Source organism: Cyanobium sp. Morenito 9A2, from assembly GCF_024345575.1.
Classification (GTDB): Bacteria; Cyanobacteriota; Cyanobacteriia; order PCC-6307; family Cyanobiaceae; genus ATX-6F1.
In genome coordinates this window covers 105,524-119,622 of the sequence record NZ_JAGQBJ010000009.1, presented here as the reverse complement: position 1 = coordinate 119,622, position 14,099 = coordinate 105,524, and the positions used below count along the sequence as shown (strand labels likewise).

Below are 14,099 nucleotides of genomic sequence, written 5' to 3'. Positions count from 1 at the left end.
CGCCGGCTGGTCGGGGCGCCTCAGCGGACCCCCAGCCACTTGTGGCTCTGCAGGCTGAGGCGCCAGGCGGGATGGTGGCGCACGTGGGCGATCGCCAGGGATTCCCCCTCAGGGGAGTCCCAGCCAGGCTGCAGCAGCAGGTGCGGGCCGGTGGCCCCAGCGCCCGTCTCGTCGGTGCCGGAGGAGCGAGCGGCCCGGGCGGCGGCGGCCATCGCTTCAGCGAACGCCAGATCCTCCGGGCCGTGGATCACCACCTTGAGCTCATCACAGGTGGCCAGCAAGGCCTCGGTGGGGGGCTGATGGACCTTGGGCGACAGGCTGATCCAGTCGAAACGCCCCCTGAGGGGATCGACGCCGCTGGTTTCCAGGTGCAAGGGCAGGGCGGCGGCCCCCAGGGCTTCGCAGAGGTCCGTCAGATCGTGGTGCAACGGCTCTCCGCCGGTGATCACCACGAAACCGGCACCGGCGCGGCCAGCTTCCGAGGCTTCTGCCGCCAGGGCTTCCAGGCGGCGCCGGGGATGGACCGCCTCGGGCCAGGAGTGCTTGGTGTCACACCAAGGGCACCCCACCTTGCACCCCCCCAGCCGGATGAAGAAGGCACTGCGGCCGGTGTGGAGGCCCTCCCCCTGGAGGGAGTGGAAGGTTTCCACCACCGGAAGGTCCGCCCCCTGGGGCCCGTCCACTTGGCCTCGTGCGCACGTTGGCTGAAGGAACCCTATCCAACCGATCCGTCAAGAACCGTTCGCACAGCAACCGGCACATAACCTTGGTCCAATCCTGCCTTGGTGGTTTGTCCTCAGACCTGTGGCTGACGCCCGCCGTGGTCTCCCAGCTGGCCCGCCACAACCTGTTGCGCCCCCTGCTCAAGCAGCAGGCGCTTGCTGAGCTGGCGGCGGACTTCCCCTTGCCGGATCCGGAAGCCAGGGCCTGTTTCGCCTCCTTTCGCAAGGAGCGGGGGCTGGAGCAACCGGAGGCTCTGGCCGGTTTCCTGGACGCCAATCTGCTCCATGAAGCCGATCTGCGGGTGTCGGCCGAGCAGCCTTATCGGCTCCAGAAGGCCCTAGAGGCTCGTTTCCTGGCCCGTGCGGGCGCCCGTTTCCTGAGCCGCAAGCCCCAGCTCGATCGCCTCGTCTACAGCCTGCTGCGCGTGCAGGATCCTGGGCTGGCACGGGAGCTGTACCTGCGCATCGCCGAAGGGGAAGCCGAGTTCAGCGACCTGGCGGTGCGCTATTCCCAGGGGCCTGAGAAGGAGTCCCGCGGCATCGTCGGCCCCGTTCCCCTGGCCCAGGCCCACCCGCACCTGGTGGAGCGGTTGCGTAGTGCCGCGGTGGGAGTGGTGCTTGAACCGTTCCAGGTGGAGTCCTGGTGGTTGGTGGTGCGGCTCGAGAGCCAGACCGACGCCAGTCTCGATGAGGCCACCCGCCGCCAGATGGCGGCGGAACTGCTGGAGGAATGGGCGGAGGAGCAGGTGCTGCTGCGACTGAAGCGTCTCGCCCAGGAGGGGACGTCTGAACCGAAAGCCGCCGCGCACCCGCCGGCCGCAACCCCCCGGGTGCGATGACCCAGGCCCCTTTCTTGGCGGCCCTTCTGGCCCACCCAGCCTTCGCCCAGCTCTCCCCCGCAGGCCGCGCCCTGTTGGAGGGCCAGGCCCAGCTGAGCCGCTATGCCCTGGGTCAGCCCCTCTCCAGCTCAGGGCTGATTCCCAGCGCGATCCTGCTGCTGCTGGAGGGGGAGGCGCGGCTGCTGGTCCGTGATGACGGCCGCCTGCTCACGCTCACCAAGCTGCGTCCGGGTGATTTCGTCGGACTGGCCTCCCTGCTCCGGGCGGCTCCCTGCGAGGACGTGAGCGCCGCCGACGATCTGGTGGCCGCTTCCCTCTCGGATGCCCTGGTGCTGCAGCTGCTGCAGGGCGAACCCAGCTTTGCTGCCTGGTGCGCCGCCCAGCTGTTCAGCGCCGAACTGGTGGCCCTGCTCCAGGAGCTGCGCCGCCAGCACCCCCAGGTCCGCCTCACCCTGCTGGAGCAGTTCGAGCGGATCCGGCCCGAGGCCCGGCTGCTGGCCCCCAGCCAAGAGGTGCTGGCGCTGTTGAGTGACGATCAGGTGCTGCTGGTATCCAGCAACAACATCGAGCGCCATCCGATCGGCAGTCGCCTGGATCCCAGCGCCGGGGTCCCCGAGACCCTGCCGCCGCTCCCCCCCCGTTTGATCGCCCTGCCCAGGGCACTGGAGGCGGAGATCGGGACGACGCCCGTGCTCGAGGCCGAGCTGCTGGATGGGGAGGGATCGGCCCTGGTGGCCGCCGGTTCCTCCGATCTCGCCGGCCCGCCCCTGGCCTCCGGCCTGGATCTGGGCCAGCGGGATCGCCCCGTTTTCCGGCTCCTGCGCGGCAATGGCCCGCTGGAAGAGACCCTCGCCTGCTTTCAGATGCTGGCGACGGAGCTGCGGCTGCCCTTCCGCCGCGATGCGATCGAGAAGATCCTTCGCGATGCCCTCCGTCGCGGCCAGACCCCCGACCTGCAGCTCTGCGGCAACCTGGCCGCGATGATGGGCCTGCACGTGAGCGGGGTGCGCGTGCCGGCTTCCCAGGGCACGCGACTGATGACCCCGGCCCTGATCCCCTGGCAGGGGGGCTTCGCCCTGGTGCGCTCCAGCAACGCCCGCGGCCTGCTGCTGGCCTCGCCCCGGGAGGGTTGGGTGGAGTTGCCGCCCGCTCGCCTGGCGGAGGCCTTCCCTGAGGGCATCGACCTGCTTTTGGTGGAGCGCAGCAGCGCCACACCGGAGCAGACGTTCGGCTTCAGCTGGTTCTGGCCTGCCCTCAGTCGTTACCGCGGCATCCTCTTCCAGGTGCTGCTGGCCTCGTTCGTTGTTCAGCTGTTCAGCCTGGCCAACCCCCTGCTGATCCAGGTGATCATCGACAAGGTGATCAACCAGCGCAGCCTCGACACCCTGCAGGTGCTCGGCTTTGCCCTGGTGGTGGTCACTTTGATGGAGGGGGTGATCGGTTCCCTGCGCACGTTCCTGTTCACTGAAACCACCAACCGCCTTGACATGCGCCTCGGCGCCGAGGTGATCGATCACCTCTTGCGGCTGCCCCTGGGCTACTTCGATCGCCGCCCGGTGGGGGAACTGGGGACACGCATCGCCGAGCTCGAGAAGATCCGCAACTTCCTCACTGGCCAGGCGCTCACCACCCTCCTCGATGCGGCTTTCTCCGTCATCTACATCGTGGTGATGGTGTTCTACAGCTGGCTGCTCACCCTGATTGCCCTCTGCGTGGTGCCGATCCAGGTGCTGCTCACGGTGCTCGGGGCACCCCTGTTCCGGCGCCAGTACCGCGACGCGGCCCAGGAAAACGCGCGCACCCAGAGCCACCTGGTGGAGGTGCTCGGCGGCATCCAGACCGTGAAGGCCCAGAACGTGGAGATGATCAGCCGCTGGAAGTGGCAGGACCTCTATGCCAAGTACATCGCCCGCAGCTTTGAGAAGACGATTACGGGCACGGCCCTCAACGAGACCAGCCAGGTGCTGCAGAAGCTCTCCCAGCTGCTGGTGCTCTGGGTGGGCACCACCTTGGTCCTCAAAGGGGAGCTCACCCTGGGTCAGTTGATCGCCTTCCGGATCATCAGCGGCTACGTCACCCAGCCCTTGCTGCGGCTCTCCTCGATCTGGCAGACGATCCAGGAGCTGAAGGTGTCCTTCGAGCGGTTGGCGGATGTGGTCGACACACCGGAGGAATCCGATGAGGCCGACAAGCAGAAGATCCCCCTGCCCCCGATCGACGGGGCGATCCGCTTCGATGATGTGAGCTTCAGCTTCCAGAGCGGCACCCCTGCGGTGCTCAGCCACATCGATCTGTCGATTCCTGCCGGCACCTTCGTGGGGGTGGTGGGTCAGAGCGGCAGTGGCAAGAGCACGCTCACCAAGCTGCTCTCGCGCCTCTATTCCCCCCAGAGCGGCCGGATCCTGATTGATGGCCACGACATCGACAAAGTCGAGCTGTATTCGCTCCGGCGCCAGATCGGCATCGTGCCCCAGGATCCGCTGTTGTTCTCCGGCAGCGTGGCCGAGAACATCGCCCTCACCGATCCGGATGCCACCAGTGACGCGATCGTGGCGGCGGCTCGGCTGGCCTGTGCCCACGATTTCATCATGGAATTGTCGGCTGGCTACAGCACCAACGTGGGCGAGAGGGGGGCGAGCCTCTCGGGGGGGCAGCGCCAGCGCATCGCCCTGGCCCGCACCTTGCTGAGCCGTCCCAAGCTGCTGGTGCTCGATGAGGCCACCAGCGCCCTGGATTACGCCACCGAGCGCCAGGTGTTCGACAACCTGATCGAGAACGTCAAGCACGCCACGGTGTTCTTCATCACCCACCGGCTCTCCACGATCCGGCGGGTGGACCGGATCGTGATGCTCCACGAGGGCGCCGTGGCCGAGACGGGTACCCACGATGAATTGATGGCCCAGCGGGGCCGTTACTACGCCCTGGTTCAGCAGCAGGAGGACGACTGATGGCCCGCCCCAACAAACCCGGTGCCCTCGTGCGCGCCGCCCAGAGTGCCATCGAACGGCGGGCCCAGCGCAGCCATGAGGAGCTGGCGCTGCAGCAGTCGCGCTTTCTCGCCCGTACTCTCACCTGGACCCTGATCGGTTGCACCGGCCTGGCGCTGGCCTGGCTGGCCCTGGCCAAGACGGAGGAGGTGGTGGTGGCCCCCGGCAAATTGGAGCCGATCGGCAACGTCAAGATCGTGCAGATGCCCGTGGGTGGTGTGCTCGACACGATGCTGGTCAACGATGGTGAGCGCGTGAAGCGTGGCCAGGTGCTGCTGCGCCTCGACAACGAGGCCACCCTCGATCGCCAGCGCAGCCTGCTCAAGACCATCACGGCCAAGGAGGAGCAGCTGCGGCTCAAGTCGGTGGAGCTGGCGCGCTACCTCAACCTCAACGACACAGAGCAAGTGGTGCTCAGCCGCAACCGCGACCTGGAGCAGGAGATCCTCGATCGCCTGGAATCGCTCAAGAAGCAGGGGGCTTCGGCCGAATTGCAATACCTCCAGCAGCGCAACAAGGTCAAGGAGGTGCAGGGAGACATCGACAAGACCCGGGTGGACCGCCTGCGCCAGAGCGCCATCGTCGAGCAGGCGATCGAGCAGCTCAAGGGTGAGCTGGCCGATCTGCGCAGCAAGCTCACCGAACTGCGGGTGAACATCCGTTACCAGGACATCCGCTCACCGGTGGATGGGGTGGTCTTCGATCTCAAGCCCACGGGGCCGGGCTTCGTGGCCCAGGGGAGCGAGCCGATCATGAAGATCGTGCCCTACTCCAATCTGCTGGCGAAGGTGGAGATCCCCAGTGACAAGATCGGCTTCGTGCGGGTCGGCAAGCCGGCGGAGATCAGCATCGATTCGTTTCCTTCCTCCGATTTCGGGGTGATCGAGGGATCGGTCAAGGAGATCGGCTCCGACGCCCTGCCCCCCGATCAGCTCAAGCAGACCTACCGCTTCCCCGCCCAGATCCAGCTTTCGACTCAAACCTTGAAGCTCAGGAACGGTCAGCTGTTGCCCCTCCAGGTGGGCATGTCCCTGACCGCCAACATCAAGCTGCGCAAGGTGACTTACCTGCAGCTGTTGCTCGCTGACTTCAAGGACAAGACCGACGCGCTCAAGCAGATTTAGCCGGCCCCATCAGGCTTCCCGCGCCGCGCCACGGCGGGCGAACGCTTCCTCGGGGGAGGAGGGAAGGCGCAGCTGGGCGGCCTCGATCAGGCCGCGGAACAGGGGGTGGGGCCGGCCGGGGCGGGAGAGGAACTCCGGGTGGTACTGACAGGCCGTGAAGAAGGGGTGGTCCTTGAGTTCGATCAGCTCCACCAGGCGCCCATCGGGGGACGTACCGCTGATGTCGTAGCCCGACTCCAGGAACAGGCTGCGGTAGGCGTTGTTGAACTCGTAACGGTGGCGGTGGCGCTCGTAGACCACCTGCTCGCCGTAGAGCTTCTGGCCCAGGGTGCCGCCCACAAGGCGGCAGGGGTAGACCCCCAGGCGCATGGTGCCCCCCAGGTCCACCACGTCCTGCTGTTCGGGCAGCAGGTGGATCACGGGGTGCGGGCTTTCGGGGTTGAGCTCGGCGCTGGTGGCCCCCTCCAGCCCCGCCTGGTTGCGCGCCCACTCGATCACGGCGCACTGCATGCCCAGGCAGAGCCCCAGGAAGGGAACCCGCTGCTCCCGGGCCCAGCGGATCGCCGCCACCTTGCCATCGACGCCGCGGTGGCCGAAACCACCCGGCACCACCACCGCATCCATGCCCCGCAGCAGGGTGTCGGCCCCCTGGGTTTCGATCTGCTCGGCGCAGATCCAGTGCAGATCAAGGGAGGCATCGCGGTCGAGGCAGGCGTGGCGCAGGGCCTCCACCACCGAGAGGTAGGCGTCGTTGAGCTGCACGTACTTGCCGACCAGGGCCACCTTCACCGCCGGGCCGGGGTTGCGGAGCTTGCGCACCAGCTCGGCCCAGCGGGCCATGTCGCTTTCGTGGTCTTCCAGCCCGAGCACCTCCAGCACCTGGCGGCAGAGCCCTTCGCTTTCCATCGCCAGGGGGACGGCGTAGATGCTGTCGGCATCGAGGGCCTGGATCACGGCGCCGCTGGGCACGCCGCAGAAGCCGCCGATCTTGGCCTTGAGCTCACTGGTGATGGTGCGGTCGCTGCGGCACACCAGCACATCGGGTTGGATGCCGATCGAGCGCAGCTCCTTGACCGAGTGCTGGGTGGGTTTGGTCTTGAGTTCGCCGGAGGTGCCGATGAACGGCAACAGGGTGACATGCACGTAGGCCAGGTCGTGGCGGCCCACATCACCGCGGAACTCCCGGATCGCCTCCAGAAACGGCAGCGATTCGATGTCGCCGACGGTGCCGCCGATCTCGGTGATCACCACATCGGCGCCGCTGTTGGCCGCCACCCGGTGGATGCGCTCGCGGATCTCCCCGGTGATGTGGGGGATCACCTGCACCGTGCCGCCGTTGTAGTCGCCCCGCCGTTCCTTGTTGATCACCGCCTGGTAGATCGAGCCGGTGGTCACGCTGTTGAGCCGTGACATCGCCGTGTCGGTGAAGCGTTCGTAATGGCCCAGGTCCAGGTCGGTTTCGGCGCCGTCCTGGGTGACGAACACTTCCCCGTGCTGGTAGGGGCTCATCGTGCCCGGATCCACGTTCAGGTAGGGATCGAGCTTGAGGATCGAGACGCTGTAGCCCCGGGATTTGAGCAGCCGGCCCAGGCTGGCGGCCACGATGCCCTTGCCGATGCTGGAGACCACCCCGCCGGTGACGAACACGAACTTGGCGGCGTGGCTGCGGGCGGAGGCGGGGCTGGCCATGGTCACCTCAGGGACCACCCAATCTACGGGGGCTGCCAGCCTCAGGCCTCCAGCAGGCTGCGCAGCATCCAGGCGGTTTTCTCGTGGATCTGCAGCCGTTGGGTGAGCAGATCGGCGGTGGGCTGGTCGTTGGCTTCCGCCGCCGTGGCGAAGACGCCACGGGCCGTGCGCGCCACCGCCTCGTGGCCCTTGACCAGCTCGTGCACCATCTCCAGGGCGGCGGGCACGCCCTCTGTTTCGCTGATCGAGGCCAGGGCCGCGAAGCGGGCGCCGCCGAAGGGGGCGGGGAAGCCCAGGGCACGGATGCGCTCGGCGATCACGTCCAGGGCCGTCCACAGCTCCGTGTACTGGTCCATGAACATCAGGTGGAGGGTGTTGAACATCGGCCCGGTGACGTTCCAGTGGAAGCCGTGGGTCTGTCCGTAGAGCACGTAGCTGTCGGCCAGCAGGCAGCCCAGGCCCCCGACGATCGCCTGGCGCTGGGCCTCGGGGATGCCGATGTCGATCAAGGGGGCCGTAAGGCTGGGGGCGTGGGCCATGGGTGAAGGCTGGGCGCTGGGGCTCAGCCTATTGGGGATCCACCCAGGTGCTGGCCACGTGCAGCTCTTCCAGTTGCCCCGTCGCCACCCCGGCTGGGGCGCCGGTGAGCAGGCAGCGGGCCTGCTGGGTCTTGGGGAAGGCGATCGTGTCACGGATCGAGTCTTCGCCCGCCAGCAGCATCACGATCCGATCCATTCCGAAGGCCAGACCGCCGTGGGGTGGCGCCCCCAGATCGAGAGCTTCGATCAGGAAGCCGAACTGTCGCTCGGCCTCCTCCAGGGGCAGCCCGATGGTTTGCAGCACCTGGCGCTGCAGGGCGGAATCGTGGATGCGCAGGGAGCCGCCGCCGAGTTCGAGCCCGTTGAGCACCAGGTCGTAGGCCTGGGCGCGGGCGCCGGGCAGCCGCTCGGCCCAGGCGGCCGGATCGGCACCGAGGTCATCGGTGTTGGGGGCGCAGAAGGGGTGGTGCAGAGCCTCAAGGCGGTGTTCACCGGCGTTGAACTCGAACATCGGGAAATCCACCACCCAGAGGAAGTTCCATGCGTCGTTGGCGCGCCCTTCGGCCACCAGGCCCAGCTCCTTGGCCAGGGACTGGCGGACGCGATCGAGGGCCTTGTTCACCGTGGCGGTGTCGCCGGCGCCGAAGAGCAGCAGGGTGCCGGGCACTGCGCCCGTGCGGCGCAGCAACTCGGCTTTGCCGGTTTCTGAGAGGTTGTCCTTGATCGCGCCGATGGTGTCGATCTCGCCGCCTTCGCGTACGCGGATGAAGGCCAGGCCGCCGGCCCCGGCGGTGGTGGCCTCGGAGAACACATCGCCGCCGGGCTTGATGCGCACGTTGCTGAGGGCGTCGTTGCCGCCGGGGATGGCGATCACCTTCACGGCCCCGCCCGAAGCCACGGCCCCGGAGAACACCTTGAAGCCGCTGGTCGCCACGATGTCGCTGACGTTCACCAGCTCCAGGCCGTAGCGCGTGTCGGGCCGGTCGGTGCCGTAGCGCTCCATCGCTTCCGCCCAGGTGAGCCGGGGGAAGGGCCGGGGCAGCTCGATCCCCTTGACCGCCTTCCAGATCGCGGCGATCAGGCCCTCGTTGAGCGCCAGGATCTGCTCCTGGGTGGTGAAGCTCATCTCCATGTCCAGTTGGGTGAATTCCGGCTGGCGGTCGGCCCGCAGGTCTTCATCGCGGAAGCAGCGGGCCACCTGGTAGTAGCGCTCGAGGCCGCCCACCATCAGCAGCTGCTTGAACAGCTGGGGCGATTGGGGCAGGGCGAACCACTCGCCGCCGTTGACCCTTGAAGGCACCAGGTAGTCGCGGGCACCTTCGGGGGTGGAGCGTGTGAGCACGGGGGTTTCCACCTCGATGAAGCCCTCGGCCTCCAGGAAGTGGCGGGCGGTCTGGATGGTTTTGTGGCGCAGGCGCAGGTTGCCGTTCATGCGCTCGCGGCGCAGGTCCAGGTAGCGGTGGCGCAGGCGCAGTTCCTCGCGCACGTTTTCGTCGTCGTGAACGGAGACCGCAAAGGGCAGGGTGCGTTTGACCGTGTTCAGCACGGTGATCGTTTCCGCCAGCACTTCGATCTCCCCGGTGGCCAGGCGTTCGTTGAGCGAGTCGCTCGGCCGCTGACGCACCGTGCCCTGGATCTGCAGCACGTATTCGCTGCGCAGCTGCTCGGCGGCGGCGAAGGCCCCGTCCCCGCGGTCGGGGTCAACGGTGACCTGGATGGTGCCGCTGCGGTCGCGCAGGTCGATGAAGATCACCCCGCCGTGGTCCCGGCGCCGGTCCACCCAGCCGCAGAGCTGGACCGACCGGCCGGCGTCAGCGCTGCGCAGGTCGCCGCATCCGTGGCTCCGCATGGGGAAAAGACAAGCAATCATGGATTTTCCCATGGCGCCCGGGGACCCAGTCCCCACCGTGGCGGGCCTTATGGCCAGGCCCAGTTCCTGCTGGTTCTGCTGCCATGGCCGCCTCCGTCGCCAGTTCTGTCATCCGCTCCAGCACCCGCTCGATGGCTTCGCCTGGCGGAGCCGATCGGCCACGTTGCTCAGGGCTCCCCCGCCCCTGAAGAGGAGCAGGTGATCGGTTGCTACGCCATGGTGATGGGTGGGGTGGCGTTGGAGGCCGCGCCCGAGGGGCTGCGCAGCGGCCTTGCCCGGCGGTCAGCCGCCCCTGGCAGGGCAAGGGGGTGGGGGCGGGTCTGCCTTAGGACGCCTTGCGGCGCACCCGTCAGACAGGGGCCTCTCCGGTCTGCCTGCCCTGGCCTCCCATGCGAAGGACGAGGCGGCCCGCCGTTCCTAGGAGCCTTGCGGATTCAGCACCCCCCAGCGAATCCTTGCGTTTGTTTCTTCTGGAGAAGGACCATTGTGGCTTGGTCGTTCGTTGATGGGTCAGCGCCGGGCTGTTGGGCGTCAGCGCCGATAAAAGGGTCGCTTCACCACCACAGCGGGTTCGGCCTTGCCGCGGATCTCCACCGCCAGCTCCGTGCCGAGCTTGGCGGCCGCGGCAGGCACGTAGGCCAGGGCGATCGCTTCGCCCAACGTCGGTGACCAGGTGCCGCTGGTGACCTCCCCCACCACCTGGCTCCCTTGCCGCACCGGGTAGCCGTGGCGGGCGATGGCGCGGCCAGAGAGCTTGAGGCCCACCAGCCGGCGCGGCACGCCTTCGGCCGTCTGGCGTTCCAGGGCTCCGCGGCCGATGAAGCTGGCCGGCATCTCCAGATGCACAAGCCAGCCCAGGGAGGCCTCCAACGGCGTCGTGGAGGCATCCATGTCATTGCCGTAGAGGTGCATGGCCGCCTCCAGCCGCAGGGTGTCGCGGGCGCCCAGGCCGCAGGGGCTCACACCGCCTGCCAGCAGCTGCTGCCACAGGGCCAGGCCCGCCTCACGCCCCAGCAGCAGCTCGAAGCCGTCTTCGCCGGTGTAGCCCGTGCGCCCCACGAACACCGGCGCCCCCTGGGCGGCGCCGGTGGCCGTGCCCGCCAGGGTCAGCTCCCGATGGCCGAAGCGCGGCAGGCCGGAGAGATCGGCCCCGCTAAGGGTCTCCAGGCGAGCAGCAGCCTCGGGCCCCTGCAGGGCCAGCAGCACCCCGTCGCCCTTGCGGTCGACGATCGTGAACCCCTGGGGTTCCAGCTGGCTGCGAATCCAGGCGGTGTCGGACTCGGCGCAGGCGGCATTGATCACCAGCACCAGCTCATCGGTTTCGCCTTCGGGGCCCACCACCCGGCCGCGGTCGTAGACGATCAGATCGTCACGGATGCCGCCCGCCTCGTTGAGCAAGACCGTGTAGCAGGCTTCACCGGGGCCGATGCGGTGCAGGTCACTCGGCACCAGGGCCTGGAGGGCGTCCTTGAGACCATCGCCGTTGAGGGTGAGCACGCCCATGTGGGAGATGTCGAACACACCGCAGCGCTCGCGCACGGCCGTGTGCTCCACCACCAGCCCGCCGAACTGCACGGCCATCTCCCAGCCGGCGAAGGGCACCAGGCGGCCCCCGGCGCTGCGGGCGGCCTCGAACAGGGGGGTGCGCTTCAGGGCGTTGGCCATGGCGGGGAGGGGCGCGGGGATGGGGCGGATCCTATGGAGGCCCTTGCTGGCTGCGGCCGGGCCGGGCCCGAATCCGAAAAGATCCAGCAGGTTCGGCTTGCACCCTGGCCAGGCCAGGGCGCTCTCATTACGTTGAGGGGCCCAAGGATCCCTTGATGGGCAAGCGCCCCAGCTGCCGCAGTTGCTTCCATTGCACGCCCCAGACGGCGGCGGTGTTGGGCTGGTGCAAGCTGCGGCACCTGGCGATCCACCCCGAGCTCAGTGGCGAGGTCTGGTGCCACCACTGGACGGCCCTGCCACCACGCCTGCCAGCCACAGGTCCGGACGCAGCGGGCAAGGCACCTGAACCATGGCCCCTCACCGAGGCGAATGGTCAGTTGGCCCTCACGCCCCTGCTGGTGGAAAGCTGAGGGGCCTGGGGGCGTCGCCACCAAGCAATCCCTGCAAACGTGCCTGCCAGCACTTGCCCCGGGAGTGAGGGGTGCCATCCTGATGAGTCACCCAATTCACCGTGGAGGTGGGTTATTGGTCACGTTGCTGGCAAGTTCGACTCCTGCTGAGCTGCTCGGGGCTCAGATCGACAGTGAGATGCTCACGTTTCCCACCGGTGCCCCTGTGTTTTCGGCGGGGGAGGCGGCCAACGCCATCTACGCCGTGCGCCGTGGCATCGTCGAGGTGCTCAGTCCCGACGGGGACAAGGTCTGTCACCGCCCGGGGGAGCTCTTCAGTTATCAGGACATCGTCTGGAGCGATGGCCACTACCGCAATCAGGCGGTGGCGCGAACGCCCGTGGAGGTGCTGCGCCTCGATCGGCTGCGCTTCTTGAACCTCCTCCACAACCACCCCACCCTGGCGATTCACCTGATCGCCCAGCAGCACGACCGTTTGCGGGAGCAGCGCACCAGCGGCACCTGCTGCTATTGATCCAGGAGAAGCAACAGGCTGCGCACCACCTTGGCCGCCAGCACAGCGCTGACCCCGGTGGGGTCCAGTTGGGGCGCCAGTTCCACCACATCGGCGGCCACCAGCCGGTGCTGGCGGAGTTCGTCCACCAGGGCAGCGAAGTGGTGCCAGTGGAACCCTCCGGGCTCGGGGGTGCCCGTGCCCGGCAGCACCGCCGGATCGAACCAGTCCAGATCCACCGTCAGGTACACGGGCCGCCCCCGCAGGGGGGTGAGGGCCGCCACCAGGCCATCAAGGCCGATCAGGCGGCCGCTGCGGCGCAGTTCGCCGAACTCCTCGCGGGTGCCGCTGCGGATCGCGATCTGCAGCAGGTCGCCGCTGGGCAGCACCTCCAGGCAGCGGCGCATGGCGCAGGCGTGGCTGTGGCGGGCCCCCAGCCACTGCTCGCGCAGGTCGGCATGGGCATCGAGCTGCACCAGCACCAGAGCCGGGTGCCGTTCGGCCACCGCCGCCACGGCACCACTGCTGATCGAATGCTCTCCGCCCAGCATCAGGGGCTTGAGGCCAAGGCCCAGCACCGCCCGGGTGGCGCGGCCCACGGCCTCAACCACGGGTTCGGGGGCACCGAAGGGGATCTCGAGGGCGCCCAGATCGGCGATGGCGGCCTCCTCCAGGTCGAGGTCGAGCTGGGGGTCGTAGGTCTCCAGGCCGCTGCTCACCTCCCGGATCGCCGCTGGTCCGAAGCGCGTGCCGGGGCGAAAGGAGGTGGTGCCGTCGTAGGGCACTCCGAACAGGCCGACGCGGCAGCCAGCGGGGTTCCGGCGGCTGCCCATGTAGATGGCGCCATCTGTGTCAAACAACCCTTGATCGAACAGCTCACTCATCGGTTGAGCTCCCGCTCGATTGCCGCCGGCACCGCCTCGAAGGCACCCCCTTGCCAGCGGGGGCTCCAGATTTCGCAGCCCGCCGCCACCGCTTCGGCCCGCTCCAGCTGGGGCGTGAGGTAGCGGGGGCCATCGACGGCGGCGAAGATCCAGCTCCACCAGCCACTGGGGTACATGGGCACCCATCCATAGAGCGGATCGGCGTGGCCGAACACCCGCTGCAGCAGGCGCACGGTGTCGATGTGTACCTGGCGGAAGGCCTCGGGGGATTCGCTCTGGGTGGCGAACACGCCCCCGGGCCTGAGCAGGCGGCGGCAGTTCTGGAAAAAGGCCTCGTTGAACAGGCCCTCGGCGGGGCCGGCGGGGTCGGAGCCATCGACGATCACCACGTCGTAGCTGGCGTCCGCGGCCGCGGCCACCCAGGCGAGGCCATCGCCGATCGTGAGGTTGAAGCGGGGGTCGCTCCAGGCTGTGGCTCCCAGGCCGGGCAGGTGCTCCCGGCAGAGCTCCACCACCAGCCCATCGATCTCCACCATGTCGAGGTGGGCCACGCCGGGGTGGCGCAGCACCTCGCGGGCGGTGCCGCCATCGCCGCCACCGATGACCAGCACGCGCTCGATCGAGGCGGCCGAGGTGAGGGCCGGGTGCACCAGGGATTCGTGGTACTGGCGCTCCTGGCGCTCGGCGGTCATCCAGCAGCCATCAAGCAACAGCGCCTTGCCGTAGGGCTCGCTGTCGATCACGGTCACCCGCTGGAAGGGGCTGTGGGTGTCCACCAGCACTTTGGCCTTCAGGCCGTAGCGGCAGCCGGCGTGGATCTCATCCACCCAGCCGTCGTTGGAGTCCATGGGGGCTCGATCGGGTCCTCCCAGCTAAG

General features: G+C 68.3%; 12 protein-coding genes. 5 read left to right on the top strand and 7 right to left on the bottom strand.

Annotated elements, in window-relative coordinates:
* Positions 1-20: 20 nt before the first annotated feature.
* The gene (locus KBY88_RS11765) at positions 21-683 is read right to left on the bottom strand and encodes a 7-carboxy-7-deazaguanine synthase QueE (protein ID WP_254940128.1); all 663 of its coding nucleotides are present in this window, start codon (positions 681-683) and stop codon (positions 21-23) included.
* Positions 684-790: 107 nt separating this feature from the next.
* Here KBY88_RS11765 and KBY88_RS11760 point away from each other — a divergent pair, with 107 nt between their 5' ends.
* Genes KBY88_RS11760 through KBY88_RS11750 form a run of 3 tightly spaced genes read left to right on the top strand, consistent with a single transcriptional unit; the run spans position 791 to position 5,672 of the window.
* On the top strand, positions 791-1,561 hold the full coding sequence (locus tag KBY88_RS11760; RefSeq protein ID WP_254940127.1) for a peptidylprolyl isomerase: 771 nt from the start codon (positions 791-793) through the stop codon (positions 1,559-1,561).
* Positions 1,558-4,509 (top strand): ABC transporter transmembrane domain-containing protein, encoded by a 2,952-nt coding sequence (locus tag KBY88_RS11755; RefSeq protein ID WP_254940126.1) that lies wholly within the window; start codon positions 1,558-1,560, stop codon positions 4,507-4,509. Before KBY88_RS11760 ends, KBY88_RS11755 begins: the two co-directional genes overlap by 4 nt.
* Positions 4,509-5,672: an HlyD family secretion protein gene (locus KBY88_RS11750; RefSeq protein WP_254940125.1), complete on the top strand. Its 1,164-nt coding sequence runs from the start codon at positions 4,509-4,511 to the stop codon at positions 5,670-5,672. Before KBY88_RS11755 ends, KBY88_RS11750 begins: the two co-directional genes overlap by 1 nt.
* 9 nt (positions 5,673-5,681) lie before the next feature.
* On the opposite strand, the gene pyrG is transcribed toward KBY88_RS11750, so the two are convergent.
* The 4 genes from pyrG to gcvT form a co-directional block, all read right to left on the bottom strand.
* Complete coding sequence (gene pyrG, locus KBY88_RS11745; protein WP_254940124.1) at positions 5,682-7,361, bottom strand: CTP synthase; 1,680 nt, start codon at positions 7,359-7,361, stop codon at positions 5,682-5,684.
* 41 nt (positions 7,362-7,402) lie between these two features.
* Complete coding sequence (locus KBY88_RS11740) at positions 7,403-7,900, bottom strand: Dps family protein (RefSeq protein ID WP_254940123.1); 498 nt, start codon at positions 7,898-7,900, stop codon at positions 7,403-7,405.
* Positions 7,901-7,928: 28 nt separating this feature from the next.
* The gene (gene aspS / locus KBY88_RS11735) at positions 7,929-9,749 is read right to left on the bottom strand and encodes an aspartate--tRNA ligase (protein WP_254940122.1); all 1,821 of its coding nucleotides are present in this window, start codon (positions 9,747-9,749) and stop codon (positions 7,929-7,931) included.
* 552 nt (positions 9,750-10,301) lie between these two features.
* On the bottom strand, positions 10,302-11,435 hold the full coding sequence (gene gcvT / locus KBY88_RS11730; RefSeq protein WP_254940121.1) for a glycine cleavage system aminomethyltransferase GcvT: 1,134 nt from the start codon (positions 11,433-11,435) through the stop codon (positions 10,302-10,304).
* Positions 11,436-11,590: 155 nt separating this feature from the next.
* Between gcvT and KBY88_RS11725 the strand changes: the two genes are divergently transcribed.
* Positions 11,591-11,845 carry a hypothetical protein gene (locus KBY88_RS11725; protein ID WP_254940120.1) on the top strand — a complete coding sequence of 85 codons (255 nt, stop codon included), beginning with the start codon at positions 11,591-11,593 and terminating at the stop codon, positions 11,843-11,845.
* An 82-nt stretch (positions 11,846-11,927) separates the two neighbouring features.
* Positions 11,928-12,359, top strand: a complete 432-nt coding sequence (locus KBY88_RS11720) for a Crp/Fnr family transcriptional regulator (RefSeq protein ID WP_254940119.1) — start codon at positions 11,928-11,930, stop codon at positions 12,357-12,359.
* Here KBY88_RS11720 and speB read toward each other — a convergent pair.
* Entirely contained in the window at positions 12,353-13,222 is an 870-nt protein-coding gene (speB, locus tag KBY88_RS11715; RefSeq protein WP_254940118.1) for an agmatinase, read from the bottom strand. The two genes, KBY88_RS11720 and speB, sit on opposite strands and share 7 nt — an antisense overlap.
* Positions 13,219-14,070 (bottom strand): polyamine aminopropyltransferase, encoded by an 852-nt coding sequence (gene speE, locus KBY88_RS11710; RefSeq protein WP_254940117.1) that lies wholly within the window; start codon positions 14,068-14,070, stop codon positions 13,219-13,221. The genes speB and speE overlap by 4 nt, the downstream gene beginning before the upstream one ends.
* Positions 14,071-14,099 lie beyond the last annotated feature (29 nt).